Source organism: Micromonospora phaseoli (genome assembly GCF_900109115.1).
Lineage (GTDB): Bacteria > Actinomycetota > Actinomycetes > Mycobacteriales > Micromonosporaceae > Micromonospora > Micromonospora phaseoli.
The window spans coordinates 547,822-574,022 of the sequence record NZ_FNYV01000001.1; the positions used below are offsets into that span (position 1 = coordinate 547,822).

The window sequence follows — 26,201 nt, forward strand, 5'->3', positions numbered from 1 at the left end:
CTGGTGGGGCGGTCGAGGCTGTCCGCGTACTTCTGGACAGGCCGGGGCCGCGCGGACTCGGCAGTGCCGCGCGGCCCGGTGGTTCGCGGAGGTCAGCGACCGGCGAGCAGCCGGTTCACCGCCGTGTCGACGTCCAGGTGCTCGGCCTCGCGACCGCGCGGGACGACGACGTAGGTCCGCCGCAGGAAGCGCACCAGCACGCTGCGCGGCACCTCGAACAGGGCGTTGCCGTCCGGCGACGACAGCGCCAGCGCGACGAAATCGCCGCGCGGGGTGGCCCAGGGCCAGACCCGCACGTCTCCGATGCCCGCCGGCTCGTCGAGCCCGGTGACCAGCAGTTCGCGGGCGAAGGACCAGCTCACCGCCTCGCCGCCGGCCGATTCGGCATGAAACAGGACGTGGACCGCATACGGGTCAGCAGGGTCGTAGCGCAGACTGGCGCGCACCGGCAAGGCGGTGGCGTCAGGTGCGACTAGCCTCAGCGACGTCTCGACCTCGACGGTCGTCGGTCGAATGACACTCATGAACGTTCTCCCCCCGGCACCGCTGCGGAACGCGCGTGTCCCGCTTTTCCCATACTCAGCCGCTACTCCTGGCTACGCTCCGCCATGCGCTGACTTCACCCAGTGGTGGGAAGGGAGTCGGAAGGACCACGTGAACGTGAAAATTCATCTAGGATTTCCGGTTCTGCCCAGTGGGTTCATTCCGCCCGGCATCGGGTTTGTTGAGTGCTCGACTTACTCCGGTAACGTCCAGTCGGCCGTTGCAGTGACGGGCCCGCGCAACACTGGGGGGTGAAATGGTCAAGAAGCGATCCTCAGTGGAGCCGATGACCGCCCGGGATCCGTCGAACGTCACGGGTCGCGCAACCGAACAGCGGGGGTACGGGGTGCCGAAGGAGCAGGGCGATCGGCGTGGCCGTTCGGTGGTCGATCGCGGCCGGGCGGGCCAACGCGGCCAGGTGGCCGGGGGTCGGCCCGGACGGAAGGGACGCGGCCATGCCGAGGGGAATGGATCCACCGGACGGGGTAAACCGTTAGGGCAGGGTGATCACGGTGGGGTGACCGGAGCCGCGGAGCGTCAGGGGGGTGTAGCCGTGTCAGAGCGCCGCGAACCGCCGCTCTGGCGGCAGCGGATATCCACCACCCTTGCGCTGATCCGCGCCAATCCCACCGGGCGCGTCGCACTCAAGATCATGATAGGGGTGCTCGGTGCCCTCGTGGTCACCATCGGCATCGCGCTCATCCCGCTGCCCGGTCCCGGCTGGCTGCTCGTTATCGCCGGCCTGGGCATCTGGGCCGTGGAGTTCCACTGGGCCAAGCGGCTCCTCGCCTTCACCCGCCGCCACGTCCACGGCTGGACGGCCTGGGTCAAGAAACAGTCGCTCGCCGTACGCCTGGTGATCGGCTCGGTCGGCCTCGTCTTCGTCGGCGCCGTCGCCCTGATGTCGATCAAGTACAGCCTGGGCATCGACGTGATCGCCCAGGTGCTGCGCTACCTCGCCACGAACTGACCCCGGGTTCGCGCTCCGATCGCCGGATCGGGTAGAGTCGTCCGCGCTGAGGGCGATTAGCTCAGCGGGAGAGCGCTTCGTTCACACCGAAGAGGTCACTGGTTCGATCCCAGTATCGCCCACCATCGATATGTGCAGGTCAGAAGCTCGTTACCGGAAGGGTCGGTAACGAGCTTCCTCGCTGTCACCCCTTAAATTGGGAGCAGTTTGGGAGCAGGCTGGCGATGACGCGGGCCGGGCGAATCGACGCAGCCGGCGACATGATCGGTGCCTGGCGGCGCTGGGCGCCTGTGGTGGCCCGGTTCTCATTCCGCACGTGCCACCTCGTGCCGAGCTACACGACATCAGACGACGGCGAGGCGGCGGATCGGTGACCACTCAGGTTGGTTGGATGGCCGAATGGACTACCGAAAGCTCTTCGCGGACGTGCATCGGCGCCCGGGGATGTTCACGCTGGACGGTTCGTTCCACGACTTCACGGTCTTTATCCGGGGCTGTGATGCCGGCAACGACTGGCAGCTGCTTGCAGGCTTCAGGGAGTGGCTGGTGACCCGCTGCGGGCGCGGAGACAACCTGATCTGGGAGGCGCTGGTGCTGCACCAGGCGTTCCCGGATGGGCAACCGCAGCGCGAGCAGCTTGAGGCGGAGGTCGAGCTCAACCGGGTGGCTGTCGAAGCGCTGTTTCGGCTGCTTGATGAGTATCTGCAGCGACGAACAGAGCATGGCGGCCTGGCTGACATCTTCGATGAGTACGTGACCTGGCGAAAGGCACAGAGCTGGTCGTGATTTATGCAGCGGCGGTGTCTTGCCGCGCCGCGAATGCCTTGCAGGGTCGTATCGCTGGCCGGTGGCCAGGCAGTGATACAGACAGCCGAGGAGCCGGTTGAACAGGTTGCGTAATGCGGCGGGGTGCCGGTCGCGTGGGCGGCGAGAACTCAGGCCGGTGCGCGGCCGGATGCACCAGCACCGGCCACAGATAGTGCACCGCTGCGAGATTAGCGATCGCGACCAACCATCGGGCGCTGGGATTGCGGTTCAGCCCGCACTCGATCGCTTCCGTATCCAGTCGGATCAACTGCGAGGTGCTGACCGCCTTGACCGTACGCGGAACACCCGAGTTCATCGCGCGAGTCTCTTCCCCCTCCCGAGACGACCTCAGACGCAGGCGGACGCCTGCTTCTGCGAAACGCCGCCACCCTGTCCCAAAGTGGGTTCGCCACCCGCCGGGGGGGGCGAGCCCACTTCGCGCTTCAGGATGGACAAATGCCATGATGGCGCGGCCCACAAGCATTTCCTGAGCGCCCCACCGTCCTCGTCCGTCTGGACGATCGAGGGCATCCGCGGACTGGGCGCGGTTACCGACGTCGCCACCACCGGAGAGCTCTTCGGCAGGTCCCGAAGGCGTCGACCTTCGAAGGTTCAGGTCATCGCCCCGGGATGCGCGCTCGCTCATGCCGATGACCGGATGTAGGGGATTCAACCGGACGGAAGTGCCGAGCAGCGACGGATCTACGGGCCGCTCGGCGATGCGGTTGTCGGTGCTTCGTCGCGACGAGGCAGCCGGTCAGGCTCAGGCAGGGAACGAAACAATGCCGGCAATGCGCCAAACACGAGCAGAAGGCCGCCCAGCTCGCTGATCCCGACCCATGCGATGCCGTCATGCTCCTCAGGTGCGCGGTTGGTGGGAGAGCCGACCCAGTCTCTGATTTGCCAGACGCCCACGTGGACGGCGTCCTCGCCACTGCTGGCATGCAGGTCGCCCAACCGTGACGAGGACTCCGCCAAAATGTGCACCCCTAGCTCCTCGTGCATCTCACGCGCGAGGGCCTGTAGTTCCGACTCACCCGCTTCGACGTGCCCCCCGGGCAGATCCCAGAGGTCCGGGTATGCCCGGCGGGTCGGGCTGCGGTGTACCAGCAGGACCGCGCCGTTCTCCACGAGTGCGCCGCAAACGACGACATGCATGACGGGATTGGAGCACAGGGATAGGACAAGCTCGCTCCAGCCAGAGGGCACGCGCAGACATCCGGCTCTGCCGTGATCGGGTCGTTACACAATGCAACTTCGGCTGTGGGTGGAGTCGAACGTTCCCTTCTGTGTTCAGCTCGGCGTCCTGAGGTAGATTCGCCGCCGCGACGGCCGACGACGGGGAGGGCCAGCGGGGGATGGACGCCAGTACCGAGGAACTGCGGGACGCGCACAATGTGCTGTCGGAGTGGTATGCGGAGAACCTGGTCGGGGTGCTGGAGAGCATGCCGGTCGAGCGGGCGATGCTCGACCTGTTCGCCGAGCTGACCTCGGCCGTGGGTGCGGAGGTCGCGGACGTGGGCTGCGGCACCGGGCGACTTCTTCCGTACCTCGCGGGCCGGGGCCTGTCGCCGCGCGGGGTGGATCTGTCGCCAGGGATGGTGGAGGTGGCGCGGCGGGAGCATCCGGGTTTCGAGTACGACGTCGCCGATCTGCGGGAGCTGCCGTTCGGGGACGCGTCGCTGGCCGGGGTGGTGTGCTGGTATTCGTTGATCTTCCTGGCGCCGGACGCCCGGGTACGGGCGTTCGCCGAGCTGGCCCGAGTCGTGCGGCCGGGCGGCTACCTGGTGGCGGCGTTCAAGCACGGCGACGGGACCGGGCATCGTAACGGTCCCGGTAGCCGCGTCGGCAGTCTTGGCATCGACTTCGATCGGTACTGGCTCTCGGCCCGGGAAATGGAGGACCGCTTCACCGCCGCCGGTTTCGCCCTGGTTTTCCAGGGCAGCACCCCACCCGAAGAGGCAGAGCCCCCGTACGGGTACATGCTGGTCCGCAGGACCGGCTCCGCGAACGCGTAGTGCGCGGATTTGCCGCGGAGCGTGCGCGCCGGCCATCGCGGGTCGCGCGGCGTGATCCTCGAGCGGGTGGCGTCGGCGCACACTCGTGCGAGAGTGGTATGCCTCCCGACTTGTCGTCGACCAGAGGCACTGAGTCTCTCAGTCGTCAACAGCGCGCGGCTCTCTGTCGCTGGGTACGTGCCAACGTGCTTCGTGAACCGCAGTACCGAACATCAGTTGGAGGCCACCCCGGACACAGGCGGCGGCGGGAGCCTCGTTTGTGGACGCCTGACGGTAGCCTCATATTGTGATCAACAACGCGAGGGTGGCAGTCGTCGGTGTAGGCAACAACACGTCGGCACTGGTACAGGGAATCAACCTCTATCGCAGCACCGGTAGCTTGGTTGGCGTCCATCAGCCCCGGTTGAACGGGCTGGGCGTTGGCGATATCGACCTCGTCGCAGCCTTTGCCCTCTCCGAAGGCAAGGTCGGCAAGGATCTCCACCACGCGATCTTCGCGCCGCCGAACAACTTCCCTCGCTTGGATGCGGACCTTGCCCCATCGGGCGTGAACGTGCAGCGAGGGCTGACGGACTCGACAGAGATCCAGCGGGTGACAGAGGCGCTGAGGGGTTCAGAGGTTCTGCTCTACTCCGCGCCGAGTGGCCGGCCCGATACCGCGCGAGCCTATGCGGAGGCCGCCCTGCTAGCGGGTGTGGCATTCGTCAACACCACTGCAGACCCGATCGCACGGGACTCGTCGCTGCTCAAGCGCTTCGAGCAAGCAGGTCTACCGCTCATCGGCGATGACCTGGCCAGCCAGTTCGGTACCTCCGTCGTTCACAAAGCCTTGCTGCATCTGCTGCAGGAGCGCGGCTTGACCTTGGTCAGCTCTTATCAGGTCAACCTGGGAGGGACCGAAGACTTCCGCAACCTAACCGAGAACTCCAACGGCAAGAAGCGGTCCAAGATGAACGCTCTGGGCTCCGATAAGGTCGAACTGGCTCCCCTGGGGTACCTGCCTCACCTGAAATCACACAAAGTTGCTCACATCAACATCGAGGCACAGGGATGGGGCGAAACGGCGGTGAGCTTGGACATCCGGCTCAAGGTCCACGACCCGAGCGGCGCCGCCGGTGTCAACATCGATCTCATCCGCACTGCCGTTACCGCTCTGCGGTCAGGTCGCGGTGGCTACACGGCCGAAGCGACGCGGCATCTGAAGTCTCCGCCCGGGACGCCGGTCTGACTCCGTGACTTCGCGGGGGCGAATACCGAACGCGCCGCGGCTTACGCCGCGCGGGGCACTGTGGCCGCACGCATCCGAATTGCCGCGTACCGCTCGCTACCGGGTCCGTGTCTGGGCCGCCCTTCGGGCGGCACGTGGCCGCTCCCAATCCCGCCAGCTACACCGCACCGCGCGGGGGTTCCAACAGTGCACGGATCTAGCCGCAGATCGTGCGGCGGGAGCTTTCGATCTGTCCGGATGAAGTAGCTGCGCGGTTGGCGACGGTGGGCCGGCACGCCGTCGTCTGGTGTGCCAGGATCCTGCTGTGGTCGTGATCGAGATTGTGATGGGTGACATCACGCGGGAGCACGTGGACGCCATCGTCACGGCCGCGAACGAGTCGCTACTCGGCGGTGGTGGCGTCGACGGCGCGGTCCACCGCGCTGCCGGGCCTCGCCTGGCGCAGGCTGGAGGTGCGATCGGCCCCTGCGAGCCGGGAGACGCAGTGGCTACCCCGGCGTTCGACCTCGACCCACCGGTGCGGCACATCATCCATGCTGTCGGGCCGATCTGGGAAGGCGGCGATCACGGTGAGGCCGACCTTCTGGCCTCCTGCTACTGCAGGAGCCTGCAGGTCGCCGACGAACTCGGCGCCCGCAGCATCGCCTTCCCGGCCATCGCCACCGGCGTGTACGGCTTCCCCGCCGACCAGGCCGCCCGGATCGCCGTAGCAACGATCAGGTCCACTTCGACAAACGTCCAACTTGCAAGACTCGTCGCATTCGACGACGACACCCGAAAGCACCTACAAGCCGCAGTGACAGCCACTGGCTGACCCATCTGGATCTGCCGCAGATCGTCGAGTTGTCGCCCGGCGCGAATCGTGGATCGATGCAGGGAAGTCAGGCGTCCCACCATCGTGTGCTCCCGGATCCCACCTCGTAGTGCCACCAGCCGCTGTTCTGGCCACGTTCCAGCACCAGCTTGATGGCGGCGAAGTCCGCGTCGGCCGGAATATTGAACGCCACCAGCGGCAACTGCTCGCTGAAGACTTCACCGCCGAGATTGAAAGCCGCGAACTCGGCGTGCACGGCCCGCGCCGACCGGCCGAGTGGCCCAGCGGGATTCGGAAGCACTCGCACCGTGCAGTTGCCGGAGGCCTGGACCTGTTCCACAGACCAGAACCACCCGTCGGCGTCCGTCACGAAACGTATGATGTCATCCTCAGCCACTCCGTCCTGCAGGAACGGTACGTTGCGGACCTGGGCCAGATCCTCGCCAACCCGTGTTGCCCACAACCCTTCCGTATCGAATGGCAACCAGCCCTCGCGCGGGATGAACCGGAACCAGACCTTGATGTCCTCGGCTTCCCGCTGAGCATGGACGTCGACCGAACCCGATGCCATGTGAGGCCCCATCTTCGAGAAGCCGACGCAATACTCGAACACTACTCGCCGGCCGCCGCCCAACGGCTTTCGCGGCCAGCGCCACGATGCACGCTTCTGCCAGCCGACAGCGCGCGCTGTCTCAGCACACCGGTCATGCTGAGTACCCATCAGTTCCGGCGCTGTTCCTTCGTGAACGCGCCGAAGCGACGTGCCAAAACGCGAGCCGCCACGCACGGATCTGCCGCAGATGGCGTGCTGCCGGCGCCGCCCGTAGCAAGCGCTCGCGGCTTTGCCGAGATCCGTGTGTTCCGAAGATCAGGTGGAACCGATGGTGGCGGCATCAGGTCTCATAGACGTGGTGACCCGACTTCGACTTGCCTCGGTGTTGGTGTGGGCGTCCCTGGCGACCCTGACGGCGGCATGTGGGGCCGCCGCCAATGAACCATCCAACGCAAGATCAGGTGAAATCTCTGAGCCCCAGTCGAGTACATCGACACCGCTGATCGCGGGCGGCGATGCTGCTGTCTGGAGTCTGGGTCCGGACCAGAGCCTTCAGAGATCGTCCACGAAGTTCATTGCCCTCGTCTCGCGACTCGGCTGCAACAGCGGGGTCACGGGGCAGGTCCTGGCGCCGGAAATTCACAAGAGCGAGTCTGAGGTCGTCGTGGCTTTCAGCGTCGCTCCGAAGCAGCCCGGTGCCGCAGCGTGCCCCGGCAACGATCAGGTTCCCTATGAGGTCGATCTCGGTGAGCCGCTGCGGGACAGAGCGTTGGCTGATGGCCAGTGCCTGCCTGGCGGGGGAGCGGTGACCACATCGTTCTGCGCCACCGGCCCCACGCGCTTCAGGCCGTGATGCCCATCCGGCCGTGTTTCCTCCTGGCGTCTCCCACCGCACTGACATGCCGCGAGAAGGCGCAGCGCCGGGTGGCCGTTTCGTGGGCTGCCGCTCCTGTCGTGGCGAACTGGCGGGTGGTTGCGGGTGGAACGTCCGCCAGCGTGGTCAAGAGCACGAAGCTGGTTAGTGGTTCTTCCGGACCGCTTGCCACGCCGCGCAGAGCAGCGCGAGTATCCGGTAGAGCGCGTAGATCGCCCAGACGGTCGCCACAGGCACACCGATGAGGATGACCGCGTCGCCCAGGTAGTGGGTGCTCTCCAGCATCCAGCCGCCGGCAAGCAGGACTGAGCCCACGACGACGGCCCAGGGCAGGATGCGGCCGGCTTTGGTCAGGGACATCCACAGGCGGGCGTACTCGGCGCCGTCCGGCTCCGTCGGGTCGCCGACCTGGGACCGCAGGGCGAGGCTGTCGATGTCCCGGGCGGCGGTCCGGTCGGTGTCATGTGGCGACTAGTGCAGTACTGCCGACAGGCCGTGCAGGTCGTCGTGGTGGCGAAGCCGTCCGGTGCGTGGATCGCTGAGTAGCGCCACGGTGTGCGGGAACCCGAGCAGCCACGCCCTGCCGTAGCCGCGTTTCGCCCCCGGTGGCAGCACCACGACTGTGCCGCCATGCATGTCGTCGCGGTCAGTGCGGTCGCCGATCACGCGAACGAGTTCCGTGCCGGCGATCGTCACCTCGATGTCGACGAGGTCGGTGGCATCGCTGAACAGCGTGACGAACTGGGCGTACGCGGCGACGACCGCGAACAGGCCCAGTACCGCGACCGCGGCGCCGAGCACCTCGTGCAGCCGGGCCGTGACGCCGGTGAGCAGCAACGCGGGGACGACGGCGAACAGGTACCAGCCGACGAACACCAGGAAGCGCCGCCGGTTCAGCCAGCGCTGCGTCCGCACGCCCTGCGCGCCAGGTGGAAAGGCGGGGAGAGTCCTCCCACCGTTCAGCCGTTGCCGGGCGTCCTCGCTCAGCAGCATCAGGTTGAGGCGGTGGACCCGAACCTCGAGGCGGTCACCGGCCAGACTCGCCAGGTCGCGGACGAACTGCTTCTCCTCGATTTTCGGGTCGGTCAGGTCGAACAGCCGATCGCCGGTCGCCCGTCCACGGTGGCTCGCAGGTCACTCGGCACATTTAGACTGACGCCCAGCTCTGGTACCAGGTAGAGCGCGGGGCCCGCCCGGCGGTGGCCCCGCCCTTCGATCTGCCGGTTTTTAACCACCACCGCTGAGACTTCGGCCCATCGCAGGTCACGTCGGTACCGGCCGATCCGCACCGTCCAGCCGTGTCGGTCGACATCAACCTGAAACCGCTGCAACCCGTGATGAAGAAAACTGGCCGCCGTGAGCAGGACGATCAGCGAGAGCACGCCAGCGCAGAGCCGCCCGGACATCGAGGCGCGGACAGTGGACTGCAGGCTGAACAGATAACCGACGGACCCCAGCAGCAACGCCGCGACAACCACCGCGAACACGCGAGAGCCGACTGGACGGCGCAGATACACCCACACATCATCAACGAACCAGGCAACTCAACCACGGCCTCGTCCTCGGTGAACCGCACGGAAGCCCGGCGCCGAAAGCCAAAGTAGTCGACCTCACGTCCGAGTTCTTCACTCTCATCAGCCCGTGCGGCTTCCGACTTCGCGGCACCGTCACCAGGCGGGCGACGAGTCGTGCAGGAATATCTTGAAGGCGGGCCCTGGTCGCGAGGGTCGCCAACTGGCGGCCAGAGCCTGACGGACACCGAGAGCCACCATCGCGGGTAGCACCGGCTGGCTCGGCAATCCGAACCAGTTGCCGGGATGGGCGCAGGGCAGCGATGCGACCAGCAGGGCGCCTGGCTGTTCCGCCTGCTCGACAACGAAGGTCAGCGGAGACCAGCCATTGGCTTGACAGTAGGTCGGTCTACGCCGAACCGACCAGCGGAAGGCGACGCCATCTACGGTGATGTGTCGTGAACCCTTGATAGTCAGCGTCATCCGTACCTCTGCCGGTCCCGACCACGTCCGCGAGCACCATAGCGAGTATCCGACGTTCCTGCGCTATCTACTTGAGCACCCGGATGACGCGCAGGTGTCCGGACCTGGCCGCCGATCGAGCGCGGCATGGCCCTCGGGGCCACTCGATCACGTGCGCGCTCATGGCGGCGTACCGCGCTGTACCGAGCGTGTCTGGCTCATCCGCCGCGCCGTACGAAACCGGCCACCGAGGCCGGCAATTCATCCTGCGGCATGTCCTCACAGCCGGGACGGACGAAGTCGAACAGAAGCACGACGCGGTCACTGGTGCCGTAGTTCCACGCCTCATGCGTGACGGTGTCGTCGAAGACGAAGGTCTTCCCTTCGCGCCACTGCCGGGTCTCATCACCCACTCGCAGCGCGCAGTCCTGCGGCACGACGAGTCCGAGATGCACGCGGTAAACGGTGGTAACCCATCCCTGGTGTGGCTTGATGTGGGTGCCAGGAGCCATCCGAGAGAACCCAGCGGTCGTCAGGTGAGGGATCTTCGCCAACGCGGAGGCGGTGTTCGGGCATGCTCCGAGCGCCTCCTCGATCCGCTCCCCGAAGGCGACAAGTCCATAGACGCTCCAGCCCTGCCCGTACATCTCGCGTTGGACCCACGGCTGGTAGGTCTCAAGCGGCAGAGCAAGGCACTCATCCCGGACGGCATCCCACCGTGCCCGAAGGTCAGCCAGGAAGGGGAACTGCCGCTGGTCCACGAACATGAGAAACCATGATGCACCAACGTCGGGTGGTGTGGGCAACGACGCCGCTGCGTGGAGCCAAATCATGGTGGGCCCTTGTTCGGACCTCCACCGATAGGCGCACGCTCGTAGCCGATGTGCGTGCACCCGATCTTGCCAATGAGCGGATGGCCGGGAACTCGCTGCGCGAACCTGTGGAACCATGCTCGTGTGTTGGATTCGGGAGCGTCCGCCGAGGCGAGGTGACATGGGCACTTTTGGACCCGGTCCGTTCGGCAGTGACGGGGCGTTGGACTTCCTTGACGATGTCGCCGAGCGACCGCCGCAGCAGCACGCCGCGGTGCTGCGGCATATGTTCGGCTACGTCCTTGCCAACCGCGACCTCCTCTGGCGGGAATTCTTTCCCGATCAAGTAGTCGCGGTGGCAGCCTTCGTGGCCGCGGCTCTCCCCGGCGGGGAGCACCTACAGCACCGTCTTGCGCAAGTGTCCGACTCGAGCGCGGTGAAACTGCCTGAGCCTATGGCGGGCCTCGCCGCATGCGCGCTCGAAGCGCTGCACTTCGTGGCCAGTCCCGGCGGGCCCTGGCATCAAGGCTGGACCACCGAAACCGACCGGTTAGAGGCACAGCAGACCATCGATAACCTCATCGCCATCCTCGGAGCGGCGACAGAGCGTGTGGGCGAGTCAGGGCGCCCAGTTCGGACAAGCCGATGAGGGGTCATTCCGTTGATCGCCTCGTGCCGCGATGACCTGTCGTCGGCCGCCGTCGTCGGCCTGCAAAGCTCAACGGTGAGGTCGCCGGCGAACGATCCGACAAGCATCCGCTGGTTTCCGACTGTAAACGGACCTCGACGAGCTCACCGACCTGGTTGTGGCTGGGTACCACCTCTGACATCGCGGACGTTCCCGCGCGCGGCTACGGCGGGACCGGGGGCCGTGTGACCACTGCCAACCCGGCCCGGGATCACCCGGGGCTCCAACTCGTTCTCAACATGCTGCCCCGGATTGCGGTACGTGAGCTGCACCGACGCGTCGCACTGCTGGATGAGACCGGCCTGGGCGGCACCGTTGCCGACTCCTTCGCGTCCGCCCGCCTGCCCTGGTGGCAGCGGGGCTGCTGACTACCCGCGCAATGTGATGCCGACGTCACGAGGTGGCCGTATGACCCCCCGTATCGAATTCGACTACCAGCTCCGCCACCTCGGATGGGCGTACGCCACCATCCGTGACGACGCCGGACAGGAGGCGCACATGACCGCGTCGTACCTCACCCCGGCACTCGACGACCTGCTGTACGCCCTCGTCAAGCTCGTGCAGGGATACCAGTACGCCGCAGCGAGCTGGGAAGCCGAACCAGGCGAATACCGTTGGATCCTGCGCCGCGGCGGCGAGCACGACGACGCGGTCGAGCTGACCGTCCTGCGGTTCAACAGCCAGTTCCCCAGCCGACCCGAGCACGAGGGGACTCCGGTTTTCAGTACTGAGACCGACATGACCACGGTGGTGAACACGATCGCCGGTGCGGCTCGACGGCTACTGACTGCCCTCGGCGAGCGCCGCTATGCCGAGCAGTGGCACGCCGGGCCTTTCCCGCGTATCGAGTTGGAGGCCCTCGAAGACTGGCTGCACAGGAGCCGAAACCAATGCTGGGACCACCCGCCGGGCGTGATCCCGCTGCGCGACCGGGTCCCACGGAAGGTCACCACTGACCAACTCCTGGAACTCAACCGCGTCGCGGCCGAACACCACTGGGGCGCCACGTTCAACCAAGCCGCGATCGCCGACCGCGTCGCTCCCGGCGAGCGACACGTCGTGCTACCGATCCTGGCTAACGGACTCCACGACGGCGATCCACCGCCCTACCGCTGCTACGTCTGGTGTAAAGACGCCGACGCCAGGACCCGAACCCTCATCATGCTCGACATCGCCCAGGAGAGCATCGCCGAACTGCCCGAACTCACCGCCGCACAGCTACGCGGGCTGACCGCAACGCTGCTGGACCAACTGCCCCCGGTCAACCTCGACGCACCAGCTCATTAGCTGAGCGGGCCGGCCAAGCCGCCGTCGCAACACACACAGAACGGGTAGGGAAGGTTCGAATGCCCGCCGGAGGCTGAAGGCTCTTAGCTGCGGCTCCATCGCCGCGAAGAGTCGGGTGGCGTCGGGGCCGTAGGCGTAGAGGACCGCTTCACCGCCGCCGAACTCCTGGCCGTCGAAGTCACCGGCATCAGCGGCCCCGACAGCGTCTGCCAGACGGCTTGCGAGGTCGTAGATTGCCTGCCGTTCCTGCTCCTCACCGAAGCCACCGCCTGTCAGGGGGTAGCAAACGATGACGGCATGCTCGGGCGCGCTCATGCGGTGCTCCTTCATCGGCTGATGCCAACCCCGTCGGCGGTGCCGGTGACGGCGACCTCACAAGGTCGGCTGACCTGGTTGTTGCGCACCAGTAGGTACAGGGATACCAGCATCGGCCACAGGCGCCCAAGATCGACCGCACTATCATGCCGCCGCCGGTGCGCGGCGGTGGATTCTGGCTTCTACGGTGGGGGGATGACCAGCATCCCGACCGGCGTCGCCTGGCGGCTCTATCTACGCGCTCTCGCCGAGGCGGGGCTTGACGTCGCGTCCGTCGGCGCCTGGATCGCCGCCGCCGAATTGCCCCCGGCCCGCCGGCGCATCGCCCGTGGGGCGTTGGCGGCGGTCACCGTTGCCGTGGCGATCCCGGGGGTCCGTGCCATCCGCGCCGACGTCGCGGGCACCGCCGAGTCGGTGATCCCGGGCGCCCGCTCAGGGCTGCCGTTCGTGGACGCCGGTATCAGGATCCCCGCCGGTGAGCCGGCCGGAGGGGATGCATCAGCGCGGCGGCAGGCTGTCCTGGCCGGTGCCGTCGTGCTGGCCACCGCCGGGGCGGTCTCCGTCGGCGTCGCCGCGGCCGGCCGCCGGCTGGAGCGACGCTGGCTGGCGCGGCTCGCCCGGCACGGCCACCCGCACCCGCACCGGGCCCTGGGCGTGCGGATGGCCGCGCTGTACGCGGTGGTGGTCGTGCCCAGCCGGCTGCTCGCCGTCCGGAAAGCCGCGGAGGCCGACCGCCGAGAGAACGTGCCGGGCGGCGCAGACGCCGCCACCGGCACTGGATGACCGGCTGCGTCTGCGTGTGGCGCGAGCCGCCGAGGCCGTTGCCGCTACGAGTCGGCCAGTCCGGCCGTACCTCGAGAGAAGACAGTCGGGTTTGCTTCGACCACCCGAGATCACCGGTCTGACCATGGGTTGCTGCACCGATAGGTGACATCTGAGATGGCTTGCCCGGTGGGTCCAGGCAGACGTGTATCCGATAGGCACAGTCGGTTCCACATGACGGAGCCGACAAAGCCGCCGTTGCTGGCGCCGGACGTGCACGGACATGCCGCCGACCGTGCGCGCTGTCTCAGCACACCGGTCACGCTGAGTGCCCGTCAGTCTCGGCGCTGTTGCTTCGGAGACGCGCCGAAGCGACGCGCCAAGATGCCAGCCGACTACCGGGGATCGGGGAGCAACGTGGGAGCAGGCGGGTGGGCTGAACGGCCCTGAACCGCGCCCAACGGCATCGAACGGCACTCAACTGCACCCCCCACGACCTGCGGGTTCTTGTTTCTGCAGGTCAGAGTCGGCGCCGCGTCCCGCTTCACACCGAAGAGGTCACTGGTTCGATCCCAGTATCGCCCACAAGTCCCCAGGTGCCCCCTGTCCGCAGAATGCGCGGAACAGGGGGCCTCGTAATTTCTGCTCCGGGGGCCGAGCCCCCGGATGCCCTGCGGTGCGGTGGTCGCGGTGCGGTGATGCGCGCAGGTCGGCAACCTCGCACTGGCTCATGCTCCTGGCCGCGGGTCTGCCAGGAGCGTTGGAAGTTGCGCGGCTCGATGGGTGTGCCGTGTGCCGCCAGGCTTCGTGGGCCAGTTCGCCGGCATTCCGCCCGAGCCGAAAACTCGCCCTCAGGTCACGGTGGACACCCCGACGGCCGCCACCATGCCGGTCGTCGCCGTCACCCGCCGACGTCAGTCGAACAGCCGGTCGAGTGCTTCCTGTTCGAGGTCGCGCCAGCGCTGGGAGTCCTTCAGCGCCTTGGCGATCTCCTTCTCGTCGAGGTGGTGGGCGCCCTCCTCGCGGATGCACGCGACGCTGAACGGCCCGCCGACCGACGGCGAGGTCCGATCCAGCGCCTCCAGCACCCGTACCACGCCCACCACGCCGTACTCGACGGTGCGCGTGGTCATCCGGAAGTGGGACAGCAGCGCGCCGGCCTGCTGGGCCATGGGCGCGCCGGAGCCGATGGCGTGGAAGCCCACGTCCTCGTAACGGCCGATGAGCCCGTTGGGGTTGATCTCCACGATCCACGGCCCGCCCTGGCTGTAGCCGGCCGCGAGCACGTACGCCGACACCCCGCCGCCGTCGTCCTCGCCGGGCACGTCCGGGATGTAGTTCTCGTAGTGCTTCTTGAAGACGGGCAGGACGCGCTCCTGCAACTCGCCGCCGATGTCGGGTGCTTCGAGGATGGCGGTGGCCGAGTCCTGAAGGAGGGGGCGCAGGTCGTTGAGTACTCCCCGCGCGCCGCTGCCGCCCCAGGCGGCGCAGGAGCCCAGCGGGTGCAGCTTCTGGGCGGGGAAGCTCAGACCGCGGTCGCTATCGGTGATCTGGGAGTCCGCGCCGATCACCACCCCGTCGCTGCAGACAACGGCGAGTACGACGGTCATGGGATCCTCCTGGGCAGGGATACGGGGTCGGGCGCGAGGTACCCGGCATCCCGCCTGCCTACACCCCGACAGGTGGCGGCCCGTTCGCTGCCCCGGACGCGAGTCCCGCGCAGGAGGGACTCTCGGTCAGCGGAACGCGGTGACCCAGACCAGGACGGCGGCGAGGGCGAGCAGTTCACAGACACCCACCGCGAGTAGCGGCATCGCCGCCGACGGCAGCCGGGCCGACGAGGAGTAGCGGGGCCGCTCCCAGCTGTGGTGTGCCGGGCCGCCGCTGATCGTGGCACCCAGAATCAACGCGAGCACCGCTGCGGTAGTGCCCACGTGGAGCGGTACGAAGTCTGGATAGGTGCCGTGGAGTGTGTCGATTCCCGCGTACACGATCGTGAAGCCGACGACACCCAGGCCCACACACGCCAGCATCGCGTACCGGGCTGTTGCGCCCGAAGTCGAGATCAGAATGATCAGGCCGGCGAGCAGGAACGGCCCGCCCACGATGGCCCAGCCGGTGAAGGCGAGGCCGACCGCTGGGCAGGTTGACCCGGTACACACCAGATCGAGCAGCGCGGCCAGCGTCTCGCCGCTGCGGAACACACTCATGATGACAGCGGTGATGAGAACCGCCGAGACGACGATGACCCCCGCCGCACTCATCTGAGACCTCTTGCGCCCGGACACCCGTGGCCTCCCTGCGGTCGACACGCCGCCGATCGTAGGGAGAGCCCGCTCGTCGCCCGGAGAAGCGGGCATGCCGGAGAAATCTGCCTGGCGACTCGCGGGTCGACGTCGGGTCTGCCGTGGCCGTGCCTGACGCGGCGGCGAGAGCCGCGCTCGGGCCTTGTCGCGTTGTTCACGTCGCAGCCTGAGCCATGGTCAGGACGTGGGTCCGCTGGTGGTGTTCGTCGTGTCTCCTGGCCCGCCGGAAGGGCGGCTCACGCCGGAGGGCGGAATCGTGATGTACAACACTCCGCCGATACGTCCTCTCGTGCTCGTAGACGTGCTTGGGCCGGCACAGGTGGGAGCCTGGGATGCCGGTACCCGGCGGGGATTGCCGCACGCTTCCCACCCTGGCAGGTGAGCGAATCCGAGCCATCGTGGACGGTGGAAGGCCGTGTTGGGCCGCTCATTGAATTCGGGAGACCGGCACAGCGGCCGGGGCGATCCGAGGGCCGGCGGGACTTGGCCCGCGTCAGCGGCAAGAAGGCCGCTCCGCGTCTCAATGGTCGAGTCCAGCGATCAGGGACCACCGGGTGCCGACACGTCAATCCGCCGCGACCTCGCGGGCTGAGGGACGTGATGATGCGCTACATGACCGGCTAGAAGTGGCCTGCCTACGGAACTGGTGCCGTCGAGCCGGAGTCAGACATCGAGGAGAGTCTCGTCGTACCAGACATCCTCGTAGTCGGGTGCCAGCACCACGCCCCAACCTGGCGGAAGTGCAAGGTACGGCCCAAGTTCGGGCGCGTATTCGTCCAGGTGCTCAATATGCAAGGGTGCGAAGAACTTGTCGTCATCCTGGGGAATGTCGGGGCCACGCCACACGAACCAGCCGTTACTGTTGCCGGCGACCGGGTGCCGCAGGGCGTTGAGCGGCTCCAACTCGCGTGGACGCGAGAGTGCGAAGCCGACCATCGTATGCGGGGTCGGCGGCGATGGCTCGACCGCGAATCGTCGACACACGTCGCGTTGCACCGCCGAAACGCTGAAGCCCGGCAGACGCCGACGCCAACTGATCATGTCGCACATCATGTGAAGTCAAACCGTCGCAGGTCAACCGGACTACGGCACCGGCCGGCTGCCGGCTGGTCTGGGTTGACTTTCTGTACGTCTATCAAGGCGGCCCGCAACGGGCCGCACGCGCCGCCGCCTGGGCGCGCGTCCGTCGCTCCGCTGGCGCTCCGACTCCGGCCCCGCAACACGCCCGGCGGCTGGCGCGGAAGCGGGAAGCCCAAGGGGCCGCCGCAGAACGACAGACCACTGACCGGTGAGAGGTGGGCCGGCAGCCGGCCGGGCCGCGCGGCCACGAGCCCGCGCGGCGTAGGAGAGTGCACGCCGGCCGCATCGGCGAGCTGGCAGCGGTCGCGGGGTTGCGGTTACTGCGCCTCCGTCGGGGGCGCTCGGGCTCCGAGATGGCACCAACCCCATCGGCGCGTTGCGGTCCGCGGGTGGTTGCGGTAGGCCATCCCGCCTGCCATCGACCCGGGCAAGCCGAGCAGACCACCGCCCGGCCCGCCAGCGTCCGTACGAGCCGTCAAGGTCCTCTTGACGTGGCGGGCCGGGCGGCAGCCCGCTCCCCCTGAGGGCGGGTCGACGGCAGACGGGATGGCGGCAGCCGGGGTGAGCGCGGTAGTTGGCTTCGTTACGCCGTGACTGCATTCAGACCTCTTTCACACTCTGCTTATGCCAGCGCCCGGGCCGTCAGCGCGACTTGAGGAACTCCGCTAGGGCTTTGATCAGCTTGATGCGGTCGTCGACGGATTCGTGACGGCGGAGTATGACGACCGCTACGAGGGTGGAGATGAGAAGCGCAGGCAGCGCCAGGAGAGCCGCCACGACTAGACCCAGGAGGGGATTCCCAGTCTCCGAGCCCAGCCAGGCGGCGATGCCTCCTCCGAGCAGGCCCGCACCGGGAGTGATCCGCGCGAGCCGCTGCGACGGCGATGCATTCGTGCGCCACGAACGTCCAGGAGTAGGCACAGATCCTCCATCAAGATCGTTTCAGGGCATGAAAAAACCCCGAGGTCCACTCGGGGTTCTGAAATGGGATTAGCGCTGCTGGAGCTTCACGTCTTAGCCGACAGTTGGCCGCCGCTGATCGTCTCAGCAACAACGGCGGGAAGGTCAGCGCGCGGCGGAGCCAGCCGGCCCGCAGCGGCGGTACGGCTTAACCAGCGAGCACTTTTTCAGGTAGTCATGCCGTGGCCGTGGGCGGTTCTACCTCGCCCCGATTCGACTACAGCCCGGACGCTGTCGCGTTCCGGGCTGCGGGCACACTCCACCTGAAGTTTGGATGTGTGATGACTATGACTCGTCGCTCCACGCCTGTCAACCTGGCTCGCTCGTGTACTTCCACTTGCAAACAACGCGAGCCGGCCCGCCCTTGGTGAGACGAGTCGTACGCTCCACAGAGGCAGCCTCGTCGCACCGGTACCAGGTGGTGCCCCGACCTCGACCAGGTACGTGGTAGCGAGTAAGGAGGCCGTAGAGCGGGTCGTCTGGATCGGCGGCTCGTCGCGCCCAGTCGCGCACCCGAGCGGCGGAGATGTCGGCACCAAGAAGGTCGGCAATTTCGGCGGCGGTGCCGTACTGGTGGCCGTCAATCCAGATCACGCATCTATCCTATACGCCAGGCGCGGGGATCTTCGTCAGCCCAAAGTCAGCCAGACGCGATAACTATCGACAACCGCTGACATAGGGCAGCAAGATTCCTTACGCGCCAAGGCCAACCGCCGACACCGATCGGCAAGCGCAGTGTGCACTGAGCCGCCTTTGCGCGGCAGGGGTCAAGCCTCAGCCTGTACCTGACTCCGTGCCCGATCCGTGCCCGATCCGTGCCCGATGCAGCCGTCAACACCGGCCAACGGAGGTCCATCGCAGCGCTGAATCGGGCTGCCCGAGCATCGACGACCAGCTGACACCAGGACCGGGAGCCGCGGCTTAACCCGATCCCAAGCTGAGCGTGCAACGTCGCGTCGGGGCCATCGAGGATGGAGCCTCGCGCTACCCTGCTGCCGTGTCTGAACCGGAGACGAGCGACCACGGTTGGACGACCCGGCACGCCCGAACGACGCTGCCCTATCGCCTTGCCGTGTGGTACTTGAGATTAGCGACGGTGAGCTTGCCGCTGGCCTTTATCGACTTTGACCGCCTATGGCCGATCTGGCCATCGGTCATACTTCTGGGCTTCATCTGTGTGTCGCCAGTGCGCTATTTGGCGTATTTCGAGTGGAAACTTCAACGGGACGATCTCGTAATCATGCTGTGGCGAGACGCTTTCAGCCCAGGCTTCCGCTAGCCGCTTACGGCGGGCCGCCTGTTCGCCGTGCACTGCTCCGTGCAATGCCGACATCACGAGTCGCCATCAACCAGGCTGCTGAGTGACTAACCGGGTGACGACCGGCAAGCACCCGGCCGGACACAAGTACGGACGTCCGTGGACGGTCCCTACAGCTCGCAGCCCGTATCGGCGCTGGTGCTGCTGCCCTTGAAGTTCCTTCAGGACGAAGCAGTCGGGCGAGGGCCGAGCCCAGCCCTGGCCTGCTGGCGGCGCGAGCGCCGGCATCGGCCAGGCCGGCCAAGTCCGAACGCGGTGGAGTTGCAACGACGGAAGCGGGCCGCGTGCCCGACGCGTGCCCGTTCGGTTGGTCAAGAGGGGTCGACAACGGCACACACCGAACCGTCGCCCGCCGCATGGCGTCACGAAGGGACCAGGTCGCGCACTGTTGGAGCGGTGCCGAGGACAAGTTCAAGGCACTTTCCAAACTGACGGTGGGGTAGAGGTCGACGGAGCCGCTTCTGGTCAGGGAGCATGTAGCGGTGAGTTTGACCTTGTGGTCCTGTCGGTCGAGCCTCCGCGACGGCAGACGATGTGCGGCAGATGGCCGATCACTGCACCGGCATGGAACACCGAGACGGTGAGCTTGACCAGCGGATCGTCTCCTTCTACGAGGAACTGGGTGCGCGCTTCCCAGATCATCCGCCGTACGACCCGGAGTCGCCCTGGATGTCAGCACCTGTCGGTGTCGGCATCGACCACGTGAGCATGAACATCAGCTACTCACCGCGAGGCAGCGAGGCGGTAGACGTCGTCCTAGACCTGGCGGAGCGGTACGGCCTGGTTATTTACGACCCTCAGGGTGATGAGGTCACCGGCTTATGCGGGGACTACGAGGTCCCGGTGACCGGGTGACTAACTGAGTGACGACCGGGACCGACGTCGGCGGACAACCACGGACGTCGGAGGACAGATCTCGCAGCTCAGCTGTCGCGGGGGAGCAGGTCAGGCGGTTGTGTTGGTTGCCTGGGGGTCAAGGAGTCGCCGGATTGATATCCATAGGAGCATCGGGATGGCAAGCTGGTCGCTCCAGGATAGACAAGCGTGAGGTGCTGCTCTGAGCCAAAGAGTTCATCGCCGTGGCGAAGACCGTCGCCTGCCGCCCTTCTTGATCAGGGCACCGAAAATGCCGGCGCACACAGCCGAACAGACGCCCATGACTACCGCCGCGAATGAATCACTTTTCGGGCCTGACAAAATGCTTACCGATGCAAATCCGAAGATGACGGCAAGACCGGGCAACAAGATGCGCGCCACACCGCGATGATGACGCCGATTGTGTGCGGCGTTAATGCGACGTTGCTCGGCAGTGAGGTCCTTCTCCCAGAGGGTGCTGAAGGGCCAGTTGGCCACCCAGATTATTGCAGCCAGCCCTGCAATTATCATCAGCACCGCAACGACGGCTTTGAAGAGCATGCTCTACCTCCAGAAGCCGTCAGTCCATGACAGAACCGAAGGCGTTGGTGAAGGGTCATGGTCGGCGGGGACCTGGGTCAGTAGGTGCGGGGTGATAGTGACTGGCAAGCCGACGGCCTGTAAAGCATGGCCGTCGGCTGGTGCGGTCAGGGCTGGTCCGAGGGATCGCTGGCGCACCCACCACCTCGCAGGGCGGGCTGTCGACAGCAACGGTGACAGCAACGAGGCGGCATGAGGACAGCCGCCGACTGCCGTCCGCGCATAATGGCCTGAGGTCGCGGATGCGGACGGACACCGCCAGACGAAGTGCTCAGAACTTACAAGCGAGGGGTCAACGGCATGCGACGTTGAGGGTACGGTCGATGGGGTGGCGGCCGGGTGAGTTCGCCTGGCCCGGTGAGCTTGGAGCGGCGCTATGGCCTCATCCGTCGATCCGCGCTTCGGCGTAGCTCTGCGTGAGTTTCGGGAGCGGCGTGGTCTGTCGCTTCGGTCCCTGGGGCAGCTCGCTCACCGGAGTAAGAGTCATTTGCACGAGTTGGAAACAGGGCTGAAGGCCCCGACAGCGGACACGGCGCGCCACCTGGACCAGATTCTCGATGCGGGAGGCGTGCTTGCTGGCCTGGTCGATGCGCCGGTCGACCATGCGGCCGAGGCCGGCGAGCTGCTTGCGAGAGTCGCCGCCAGTGACGTGAGCAGAGACGCGCTCGACCGGATCGAGCAGGGCGTTGACGACCTTGCCAGTTCCTATCCGACGATGGCTCCGGCGGACCTTCTACCGTTGGTGCGGCGGCACCTCGCCTATGTGGGCCGGTTGCTGGATGGACGGGTCACGCTTGCTCAACGACGGCGGTTGTTGGTTGCTGGAGGCTGGCTGGCGGTGCTGCGGGCGACCGTCCACATCGACCTGCGGCAGCGGACTGCTGCGGCTGCTCACTTGCGAGCTGCTCGTGATCTTGCCGAGCATGCGGAGCATGGCGAGATCCAGGCATGGTGTCTCGAAACCCGGGCCTGGGACGTGTTGACTCAAGGTGACTACCGGACGGCACTCGATCTTTCCGATCAAGCTCAGCGGGTTGCCCCGAAGGGCAGCTCTGCCCGCATCCAGGCGACAGCTCAGGAGGCCCGTGCCTGGGCGCGGATCGGGGACGTCGGTGCGACCCGACGCGCGTTGGACCGGGTTGAGCGGCTGACGGCGAATCTGCCTGTTCCCGAGCGGGCCGAGCACCACTATCGCTACGACCCGGCTAAGGCCGCCGCGTACACGGCCACGACGTTGGCGTGGGCGGGTGACCCCGGTGCCGAGCAGGTAGCGCGGGCGGTGTTGGCCGAGTTGGATCCGCACGGTGATGGGGGAGCGAGGCCCCGCCGGTCTGCGTCGGCTCGTCTCGACCTTGGTCTTGCCTTGGTCGCTGCCGGCCAGCCGGATGAGGCGGTAGCCCTGGGAGTGCAGGCGGTGGCGTCCGGGCGGGTGGTGCCGTCGAACTGGTGGCGGGCTGCGGAGTTGCTGGCGAAGGTGGAGCAGTCGGGGGCACCTGAGGCCGCGACATTGCGTGAACTGTGCATCGAATACGCCCCGGGACGTCGACCAGCAGCGGACAGCACACCTGGTTAGCGGACAGTCACCTTCTGGATCGACAACTCGCTCGGCGTGAGGCTTGGCCTCTGCACTCGGGCGCGGATCGAGGCACATCAGCAGATGGCCCTCCGTGTCCTCAGGAGGGAGGGCCGGACAGATGGCGGTGGCTATTGGACTCCTGCGGCGAATAGTCAGCCGGTACTTCCCGTCGCCGCCGGCGGCGTCGGGGTTCGGCCAGCGCATCCAGACGATGGAGCAGGATGCCGCCCGGCGGCGGCTCTTGGACCAGGCGCGAGGCGTACAACAGCATCCGGCAGCGGGCAAGGATACGTCGATGTCGCGGGAGAGGCGCGTCTCGTATGACGAGTACCTGTCGGCCACCGCGTTGACGTTTGCCAGGCGGCATCGGCCCGTGTGGTCGTGGCAACTGTGGCGGCGGGTCTGCCGGTGCGGAGCCGACCTGCCGTGCCGTGCTCGGCACCGTATCCCGATCAATCGTGGGCACTGGCCCCAGGAGGGCGAGCAGTGACCGGCGGGCCGGAGCGGACGATCCTTGCGGTGCACGTTCGAGGGCTCGATGGCATGTGCGCTGGCCGCCGGGTGTGGTGGTCGCGGCTGTCGCCGTACCCGTGCTGGCAGGTGGATTGGGCGACCAGCCGGCAGGCCCGCGCGAGCGTGGCCCGGTTTCTGGGCGGTGTGCGGTGACCACTCACGGTCCGGTGCTGCCGATCTGGAGCTGCGGCGGCTGCGACCTGCCCTGGCCCTGCCCCACGCGCAGGCGGGAGCTACGCGCGGAGTACGCCGACGCGCCGGTGTCGCTGGCCCTGTACCTCGGCGCTTACCTCGTCCGGGCCGCCGAGGACATGCCGTGGGCACCAGCCGGCGCACTACACCGGCGCTTCGTCGGCTGGACCAGGCAACCGCCGGAAGTACAGCAGCGAAGTACAGCAACCGTGCCGGTCGAATACGGCCGGGACGAGCGTCACCGGGCTGGATGACCTCGTACGACACCGGATCCGACCGGCTTGCCGACAGTCCACACGAGGAGGTCACTGGTCGAGTTCCTCCGCATCGTTCTGCAACAAACCTGCACGTCCCTGCTCTTGCGTCGCAAGCAAGCGCTTTCCTAGCCTGATGTTACATCGACGTTTCACTCTATTTTCAGGTCGAGAACGTTGACACGTGGCCCCATGCGGTGTCGGGCCGTGCAGGCAGAGCCTCGCGCCGCGCTCACCCCCAAGGAGACCAACAGTGAGAACTACAGTGCGACACAGGCTCCTGGCCGGCGGCACCGCCTTGGCCGCCGCAGCCGTGGTGGCTGCGATGCTGCCGATGACCCAGGCGTCGGGCGCGGTCGACGTTTCCGCCGCCGCGTCGGTCGTCGCCAACGCGACCAACCTCAGTCTCGGGGCCGGTGCCGACGGCTCCAGCAAGGCCAGCGGCACCAGCTACGGCAATGTGATCGACGGCGACCTGGGTACCCACTGGTCGCCGAGCGGCTCGACCGGCCGCATCTCGGTCAAGTGGGGCTCCGCCACCACGGTCGCCTCGGTCAACATCCGTGAGGCGGCCGGTGCCGTCGGGGTCATCGGCTCCTGGCGGCTCGTCAACAACGACACCGGCGCCACCTTGGCCAGTGGTACCGGGGCCGGGGTCATCACCTTCGCCGCCACCTCGCTGCGCAAAATCAACTTCGAGATCACCGGCGCGACCGGCACGCCGAGGATCGCCGAGTTCGAGACGTACGCCTCCGGCGCGACGACACCGCCGACCACCCCGCCGCCGACGACCGGGCCGACCACCCCGCCGCCGAGCACACCCCCGCCGACGACCCCGCCGCCGTCGAGCGGCACCTTGTACGTGGCGCCGGCCGGTACTGACAGCGCCGCCGGAACGTTGGCGAACCCGACCACGCTCACCTCCGCGATCAGCCGGATCACCGCGGGCGGGACGATCTACCTGCGCGGCGGCACCTACCGCTACTCGCAGACCATCACCATCGGTCAGGGCAACAACGGCACGTCGAGCGCCCGCAAGAACATCTTCGCGTACGCGGGTGAGACCCCGATCCTGAACTTCTCGGCGCAGAGTGAGGATCCGGCGAACCGGGGCCTCGCGCTGGGCGGATCGTACTGGCACATCCGCGGCATCATCGTCGAGCGGGCCGGGGACAACGGCATCCTGCTCGCCGGCAACAACAACATCATCGAGCGTACGGTGACCCGTCACAACCGGGACTCGGGGCTCCAGCTCTCCCGGCTGATCGCCGACGCGCCCCGCGACCAGTGGCCCTCCAACAACCTCGTGGTGAGCACGGTGTCGCACGACAACGTCGACTCCGACGGTGAGGACGCCGACGGGTTCGCCCCGAAGCTAACCGTCGGCCCCGGCAACGTCTTCCGCTACACCGTGGCCCACAACAACATCGACGACGGCTACGACCTCTACACCAAGAGCGACACCGGGGCGATCGGCGCGGTGACCATCGAGTCCTCCCTCGCCTACCGCAACGGCACCCTGAGCAACGGTGGGCAGGCTGGCAACGGCGACCGCAACGGCTTCAAGCTCGGCGGCGAGGACATCGCGGTGAACCACACGATCCGGGGCAACATCGCCTACGACAACGGCAAGCACGGGTTCACCTACAACCGCAACCCCGGCACGATGACGGTGTCGAACAACGCCAACTTCGGCAACGCCGAGCGCAACTTCAACTTCGACGGCGGCTCCTCGGTGTTCCGGAACAACACCTCGTGCAACGGCGGCTCGAACGACCGGATCATCGGCAACTCCGACAGCTCGAACCAGTTCTGGTCCGGCACCAACGGTTCCCGGTGCGCCCAGTACTCCGGCACCCTGGGCTGGTCCTTCGCGTCCGACGGTCGTCTCGTCGTGACCTTCGGCGGCGCAGTGGTGACCCCGTAACGAGTGCCGGCGATGTCGGCGTCACCGGTGACGCCGACATCGCCGACGGGGGCCTCCGTGGCAACCACACCGGGAACTCCCCATCGGACGTCGTCCTGGTCTCGGGGGCCTCCGGCGGTTTGGAGTCGGCGCTGGTGCAGATCGCCCGGGCGCGCGGCGCGAGGGTGCTCGCCATCAGCGCGCGCAGGAAAGATCGACTCTGTGCGCGAGGCGGGAGCGCACGACGTCGTGGACCGCGCAGCAGGCGTCGTCGGGTCTGCGATGCACACTGCACCGGGCCGCTCGGGTACAGGAGGAACTCGCCCGCAGGCGTCACGTCGGAAAGATCGTCCTGCTCCCGTAGGGGCGGGTGCGATGCGAGGTTCGCGTGTCAGCGCTTCCTTCGGACCGCCGACTCAGCTGCCGGCTGCCCGGCCTGGTGTGAAACGGGCTGGCTCAACGATCGGACCAGGCGCTCGCCGTCGGGCCACGCGCCGAACCCGGTCTTGGAGTCCAGGTGCCCAACCGCGCCCGCGTCGAACAGCTCCGAGCCCCAGTCTCGCGCGTACGCTTCGAATTGCTCGAACGTGGCATGTGGGTCGTTGTGGCTGGCGACCAGGATCGAGGGGAAGGGCAGTGGCTCGCGTGGCACGTGGTCGATGAAGACATCGACGGTCTCGTGCGGGTCGGGGGTCCAGTCCGGATCCAGGTACGGCGGCGTGACCAGCAGTGCGGCCCGGACGGGACCGACGTGTTGGCTGGCCCAGACGGCGACGGTCAGGCATCCCGCACTGTGCGCCACGAGGATCGCGGGCTCACTGTCGGCGCTGATGGCAGCGTGCAGCGCGGCGACCCGTTCGGCGGCGACGTACGGTGGCCCGGGCGGTTCGGGCGCCCACTGGTACTCCGGATAGTCCCTGACCCAGCCGCGCGACCAGTGGTCTGGGAAGGGAACTCCTCGACCGGGCACGACAAGGTGACGCGTCATGCCCGGGAG

At 67.2% G+C, this 26,201-nt stretch carries 29 protein-coding genes, 1 tRNA gene and 1 pseudogene; 17 read left to right on the forward strand and 14 right to left on the reverse strand.

Annotated elements, in window-relative coordinates; all coding sequences use genetic code 11:
• Positions 1 to 92 precede the first annotated feature (92 nt).
• Positions 93 to 524: an SsgA family sporulation/cell division regulator gene (locus tag BMY89_RS02560; protein WP_007457244.1), complete on the reverse strand. Its 432-nt coding sequence runs from the start codon at positions 522 to 524 to the stop codon at positions 93 to 95.
• 437 nt (positions 525 to 961) lie between these two features.
• Between BMY89_RS02560 and BMY89_RS02565 the strand changes: the two genes are divergently transcribed.
• From BMY89_RS02565 to BMY89_RS02575, 3 genes are all read left to right on the forward strand, one after another.
• Entirely contained in the window at positions 962 to 1,513 is a 552-nt protein-coding gene (locus tag BMY89_RS02565) for a TIGR02611 family protein (RefSeq protein ID WP_092375441.1), read from the forward strand.
• Positions 1,514 to 1,563: 50 nt separating this feature from the next.
• Positions 1,564 to 1,638: transfer RNA gene (locus tag BMY89_RS02570), tRNA-Val, on the forward strand.
• Between the two features lie 274 nt (positions 1,639 to 1,912).
• A complete protein-coding gene (locus BMY89_RS02575; RefSeq protein ID WP_092374177.1) occupies positions 1,913 to 2,299 on the forward strand; it encodes a hypothetical protein in 387 nt (128 codons plus the stop codon).
• Positions 2,300 to 3,022: 723 nt separating this feature from the next.
• On the opposite strand, the gene BMY89_RS02590 is transcribed toward BMY89_RS02575, so the two are convergent.
• Positions 3,023 to 3,478, reverse strand: coding sequence for an NUDIX domain-containing protein (locus BMY89_RS02590; RefSeq protein ID WP_092375443.1), 456 nt, complete (start codon positions 3,476 to 3,478; stop codon positions 3,023 to 3,025).
• Positions 3,479 to 3,678: 200 nt separating this feature from the next.
• Here BMY89_RS02590 and BMY89_RS02595 point away from each other — a divergent pair, with 200 nt between their 5' ends.
• From BMY89_RS02595 to BMY89_RS02605, 3 genes are all read left to right on the forward strand, one after another.
• The gene (locus BMY89_RS02595; protein WP_092374183.1) at positions 3,679 to 4,338 is read left to right on the forward strand and encodes a class I SAM-dependent methyltransferase; all 660 of its coding nucleotides are present in this window, start codon (positions 3,679 to 3,681) and stop codon (positions 4,336 to 4,338) included.
• A 286-nt stretch (positions 4,339 to 4,624) separates the two neighbouring features.
• Positions 4,625 to 5,566, forward strand: coding sequence for an inositol-3-phosphate synthase (locus BMY89_RS02600; RefSeq protein WP_092374186.1), 942 nt, complete (start codon positions 4,625 to 4,627; stop codon positions 5,564 to 5,566).
• 304 nt (positions 5,567 to 5,870) lie between these two features.
• The gene (locus BMY89_RS02605; RefSeq protein ID WP_092374189.1) at positions 5,871 to 6,380 is read left to right on the forward strand and encodes an O-acetyl-ADP-ribose deacetylase; all 510 of its coding nucleotides are present in this window, start codon (positions 5,871 to 5,873) and stop codon (positions 6,378 to 6,380) included.
• 67 nt (positions 6,381 to 6,447) lie between these two features.
• Here BMY89_RS02605 and BMY89_RS02610 read toward each other — a convergent pair whose 3' ends face one another.
• Positions 6,448 to 6,951: a DUF4265 domain-containing protein gene (locus tag BMY89_RS02610; RefSeq protein ID WP_170147590.1), complete on the reverse strand. Its 504-nt coding sequence runs from the start codon at positions 6,949 to 6,951 to the stop codon at positions 6,448 to 6,450.
• Positions 6,952 to 7,252: 301 nt separating this feature from the next.
• Between BMY89_RS02610 and BMY89_RS29750 the strand changes: the two genes are divergently transcribed.
• On the forward strand, positions 7,253 to 7,786 hold the full coding sequence (locus BMY89_RS29750; RefSeq protein ID WP_139217883.1) for a hypothetical protein: 534 nt from the start codon (positions 7,253 to 7,255) through the stop codon (positions 7,784 to 7,786).
• Between the two features lie 165 nt (positions 7,787 to 7,951).
• Here BMY89_RS29750 and BMY89_RS30765 read toward each other — a convergent pair whose 3' ends face one another.
• The 4 genes from BMY89_RS30765 to BMY89_RS02625 form a co-directional block, all read right to left on the reverse strand.
• On the reverse strand, positions 7,952 to 8,167 hold the full coding sequence (locus tag BMY89_RS30765) for a hypothetical protein (protein ID WP_232521013.1): 216 nt from the start codon (positions 8,165 to 8,167) through the stop codon (positions 7,952 to 7,954).
• 111 nt (positions 8,168 to 8,278) lie between these two features.
• A complete protein-coding gene (locus BMY89_RS30770) occupies positions 8,279 to 8,800 on the reverse strand; it encodes a hypothetical protein (protein ID WP_232521014.1) in 522 nt (173 codons plus the stop codon).
• Between the two features lie 92 nt (positions 8,801 to 8,892).
• Positions 8,893 to 9,324 (reverse strand): hypothetical protein, encoded by a 432-nt coding sequence (locus BMY89_RS30775; RefSeq protein ID WP_232521015.1) that lies wholly within the window; start codon positions 9,322 to 9,324, stop codon positions 8,893 to 8,895.
• 674 nt (positions 9,325 to 9,998) lie between these two features.
• Positions 9,999 to 10,547: an aspartyl/asparaginyl beta-hydroxylase domain-containing protein gene (locus tag BMY89_RS02625; RefSeq protein ID WP_092374194.1), complete on the reverse strand. Its 549-nt coding sequence runs from the start codon at positions 10,545 to 10,547 to the stop codon at positions 9,999 to 10,001.
• A gap of 226 nt (positions 10,548 to 10,773) precedes the next feature.
• Between BMY89_RS02625 and BMY89_RS02630 the strand changes: the two genes are divergently transcribed.
• From BMY89_RS02630 to BMY89_RS02640, 3 genes are all read left to right on the forward strand, one after another.
• Positions 10,774 to 11,241: a DUF4259 domain-containing protein gene (locus tag BMY89_RS02630; protein WP_175510266.1), complete on the forward strand. Its 468-nt coding sequence runs from the start codon at positions 10,774 to 10,776 to the stop codon at positions 11,239 to 11,241.
• Between the two features lie 224 nt (positions 11,242 to 11,465).
• Positions 11,466 to 11,648 (forward strand): hypothetical protein, encoded by a 183-nt coding sequence (locus BMY89_RS02635; RefSeq protein ID WP_139217884.1) that lies wholly within the window; start codon positions 11,466 to 11,468, stop codon positions 11,646 to 11,648.
• A 40-nt stretch (positions 11,649 to 11,688) separates the two neighbouring features.
• Positions 11,689 to 12,567, forward strand: a complete 879-nt coding sequence (locus BMY89_RS02640; protein ID WP_092374203.1) for a hypothetical protein — start codon at positions 11,689 to 11,691, stop codon at positions 12,565 to 12,567.
• Here the strand turns inward: BMY89_RS02640 and BMY89_RS29755 are convergent.
• Positions 12,499 to 12,882 carry a hypothetical protein gene (locus BMY89_RS29755; RefSeq protein WP_139217885.1) on the reverse strand — a complete coding sequence of 128 codons (384 nt, stop codon included), beginning with the start codon at positions 12,880 to 12,882 and terminating at the stop codon, positions 12,499 to 12,501. The genes BMY89_RS02640 and BMY89_RS29755 overlap by 69 nt on opposite strands.
• Before the next feature lie 195 nt (positions 12,883 to 13,077).
• On the opposite strand from BMY89_RS29755, the gene BMY89_RS02645 reads away from it, so the two are divergent.
• Positions 13,078 to 13,665 (forward strand): hypothetical protein, encoded by a 588-nt coding sequence (locus BMY89_RS02645; RefSeq protein ID WP_092374206.1) that lies wholly within the window; start codon positions 13,078 to 13,080, stop codon positions 13,663 to 13,665.
• Between the two features lie 893 nt (positions 13,666 to 14,558).
• Here the strand turns inward: BMY89_RS02645 and BMY89_RS02650 are convergent.
• The 4 genes from BMY89_RS02650 to BMY89_RS30780 all read right to left on the reverse strand — a co-directional run bounded on the left by BMY89_RS02650 (position 14,559) and on the right by BMY89_RS30780 (position 18,584).
• Complete coding sequence (locus BMY89_RS02650; protein WP_092374208.1) at positions 14,559 to 15,254, reverse strand: proteasome protein; 696 nt, start codon at positions 15,252 to 15,254, stop codon at positions 14,559 to 14,561.
• Positions 15,255 to 15,380: 126 nt separating this feature from the next.
• Entirely contained in the window at positions 15,381 to 15,908 is a 528-nt protein-coding gene (locus BMY89_RS02655) for a hypothetical protein (protein WP_092374211.1), read from the reverse strand.
• Positions 15,909 to 16,613: 705 nt separating this feature from the next.
• Positions 16,614 to 16,991 (reverse strand): immunity protein Imm33 domain-containing protein, encoded by a 378-nt coding sequence (locus tag BMY89_RS02660; protein ID WP_232521016.1) that lies wholly within the window; start codon positions 16,989 to 16,991, stop codon positions 16,614 to 16,616.
• Positions 16,992 to 18,299: 1,308 nt separating this feature from the next.
• Entirely contained in the window at positions 18,300 to 18,584 is a 285-nt protein-coding gene (locus BMY89_RS30780; protein ID WP_092374217.1) for a hypothetical protein, read from the reverse strand.
• A 403-nt stretch (positions 18,585 to 18,987) separates the two neighbouring features.
• Between BMY89_RS30780 and BMY89_RS02670 the strand changes: the two genes are divergently transcribed.
• Positions 18,988 to 19,269 carry a hypothetical protein gene (locus tag BMY89_RS02670; protein ID WP_139217886.1) on the forward strand — a complete coding sequence of 94 codons (282 nt, stop codon included), beginning with the start codon at positions 18,988 to 18,990 and terminating at the stop codon, positions 19,267 to 19,269.
• 582 nt (positions 19,270 to 19,851) lie between these two features.
• A complete protein-coding gene (locus tag BMY89_RS02675; RefSeq protein WP_111313793.1) occupies positions 19,852 to 20,163 on the forward strand; it encodes a hypothetical protein in 312 nt (103 codons plus the stop codon).
• Positions 20,164 to 20,379: 216 nt separating this feature from the next.
• Here BMY89_RS02675 and BMY89_RS30225 read toward each other — a convergent pair whose 3' ends face one another.
• Positions 20,380 to 20,724, reverse strand: a complete 345-nt coding sequence (locus tag BMY89_RS30225; protein ID WP_170147592.1) for a hypothetical protein — start codon at positions 20,722 to 20,724, stop codon at positions 20,380 to 20,382.
• A 415-nt stretch (positions 20,725 to 21,139) separates the two neighbouring features.
• On the opposite strand from BMY89_RS30225, the gene BMY89_RS02680 reads away from it, so the two are divergent.
• From BMY89_RS02680 to BMY89_RS02700, 4 genes and pseudogenes are all read left to right on the forward strand, one after another.
• Positions 21,140 to 22,336 (forward strand): helix-turn-helix domain-containing protein, encoded by a 1,197-nt coding sequence (locus BMY89_RS02680; protein ID WP_092374223.1) that lies wholly within the window; start codon positions 21,140 to 21,142, stop codon positions 22,334 to 22,336.
• A 327-nt stretch (positions 22,337 to 22,663) separates the two neighbouring features.
• Positions 22,664 to 23,005: pseudogene (locus tag BMY89_RS31440) on the forward strand (hypothetical protein); the annotation flags it as partial.
• On the forward strand, positions 23,002 to 23,298 hold the full coding sequence (locus BMY89_RS02695; RefSeq protein ID WP_092374229.1) for a hypothetical protein: 297 nt from the start codon (positions 23,002 to 23,004) through the stop codon (positions 23,296 to 23,298). The pseudogene BMY89_RS31440 and the gene BMY89_RS02695, both read left to right, overlap by 4 nt.
• 325 nt (positions 23,299 to 23,623) lie before the next feature.
• Complete coding sequence (locus BMY89_RS02700; RefSeq protein WP_092375449.1) at positions 23,624 to 25,225, forward strand: right-handed parallel beta-helix repeat-containing protein; 1,602 nt, start codon at positions 23,624 to 23,626, stop codon at positions 25,223 to 25,225.
• A gap of 370 nt (positions 25,226 to 25,595) precedes the next feature.
• On the opposite strand, the gene BMY89_RS02705 is transcribed toward BMY89_RS02700, so the two are convergent.
• On the reverse strand, positions 25,596 to 26,192 hold the full coding sequence (locus BMY89_RS02705; RefSeq protein WP_092374232.1) for an RBBP9/YdeN family alpha/beta hydrolase: 597 nt from the start codon (positions 26,190 to 26,192) through the stop codon (positions 25,596 to 25,598).
• Positions 26,193 to 26,201 lie beyond the last annotated feature (9 nt).

What these genes read in the sequence shown, in the direction of transcription:
- BMY89_RS02660 (WP_232521016.1), bottom strand. Translation starts at nt 16,991, where the DNA reads ATGATCAGTTGGCGTCGGCGTCTGCCGGGCTTCAGCGTTTCGGCGGTG.
- BMY89_RS30765 (WP_232521013.1), bottom strand. Translation starts at nt 8,167, where the DNA reads ATGTCCCTGACCAAAGCCGGCCGCATCCTGCCCTGGGCCGTCGTCGTG.
- BMY89_RS02640 (WP_092374203.1), top strand. Translation starts at nt 11,689, where the DNA reads ATGACCCCCCGTATCGAATTCGACTACCAGCTCCGCCACCTCGGATGG.
- BMY89_RS02595 (WP_092374183.1), top strand. Translation starts at nt 3,679, where the DNA reads ATGGACGCCAGTACCGAGGAACTGCGGGACGCGCACAATGTGCTGTCG.
- BMY89_RS30225 (WP_170147592.1), bottom strand. Translation starts at nt 20,724, where the DNA reads ATGCTCTTCAAAGCCGTCGTTGCGGTGCTGATGATAATTGCAGGGCTG.
- BMY89_RS29755 (WP_139217885.1), bottom strand. Translation starts at nt 12,882, where the DNA reads ATGAGCGCGCCCGAGCATGCCGTCATCGTTTGCTACCCCCTGACAGGC.
- BMY89_RS02705 (WP_092374232.1), bottom strand. Translation starts at nt 26,192, where the DNA reads ATGACGCGTCACCTTGTCGTGCCCGGTCGAGGAGTTCCCTTCCCAGAC.
- BMY89_RS02575 (WP_092374177.1), top strand. Translation starts at nt 1,913, where the DNA reads ATGGACTACCGAAAGCTCTTCGCGGACGTGCATCGGCGCCCGGGGATG.
- BMY89_RS02655 (WP_092374211.1), bottom strand. Translation starts at nt 15,908, where the DNA reads ATGAGTGCGGCGGGGGTCATCGTCGTCTCGGCGGTTCTCATCACCGCT.
- BMY89_RS02650 (WP_092374208.1), bottom strand. Translation starts at nt 15,254, where the DNA reads ATGACCGTCGTACTCGCCGTTGTCTGCAGCGACGGGGTGGTGATCGGC.
- BMY89_RS02680 (WP_092374223.1), top strand. Translation starts at nt 21,140, where the DNA reads ATGGCCTCATCCGTCGATCCGCGCTTCGGCGTAGCTCTGCGTGAGTTT.
- BMY89_RS02625 (WP_092374194.1), bottom strand. Translation starts at nt 10,547, where the DNA reads ATGTTCGTGGACCAGCGGCAGTTCCCCTTCCTGGCTGACCTTCGGGCA.
- BMY89_RS02590 (WP_092375443.1), bottom strand. Translation starts at nt 3,478, where the DNA reads ATGCATGTCGTCGTTTGCGGCGCACTCGTGGAGAACGGCGCGGTCCTG.
- BMY89_RS02645 (WP_092374206.1), top strand. Translation starts at nt 13,078, where the DNA reads ATGACCAGCATCCCGACCGGCGTCGCCTGGCGGCTCTATCTACGCGCT.
- BMY89_RS30770 (WP_232521014.1), bottom strand. Translation starts at nt 8,800, where the DNA reads ATGCTGCTGAGCGAGGACGCCCGGCAACGGCTGAACGGTGGGAGGACT.
- BMY89_RS02675 (WP_111313793.1), top strand. Translation starts at nt 19,852, where the DNA reads ATGGCCGATCACTGCACCGGCATGGAACACCGAGACGGTGAGCTTGAC.
- BMY89_RS02700 (WP_092375449.1), top strand. Translation starts at nt 23,624, where the DNA reads ATGCTGCCGATGACCCAGGCGTCGGGCGCGGTCGACGTTTCCGCCGCC.
- BMY89_RS02610 (WP_170147590.1), bottom strand. Translation starts at nt 6,951, where the DNA reads ATGGCATCGGGTTCGGTCGACGTCCATGCTCAGCGGGAAGCCGAGGAC.
- BMY89_RS02630 (WP_175510266.1), top strand. Translation starts at nt 10,774, where the DNA reads ATGGGCACTTTTGGACCCGGTCCGTTCGGCAGTGACGGGGCGTTGGAC.
- BMY89_RS02560 (WP_007457244.1), bottom strand. Translation starts at nt 524, where the DNA reads ATGAGTGTCATTCGACCGACGACCGTCGAGGTCGAGACGTCGCTGAGG.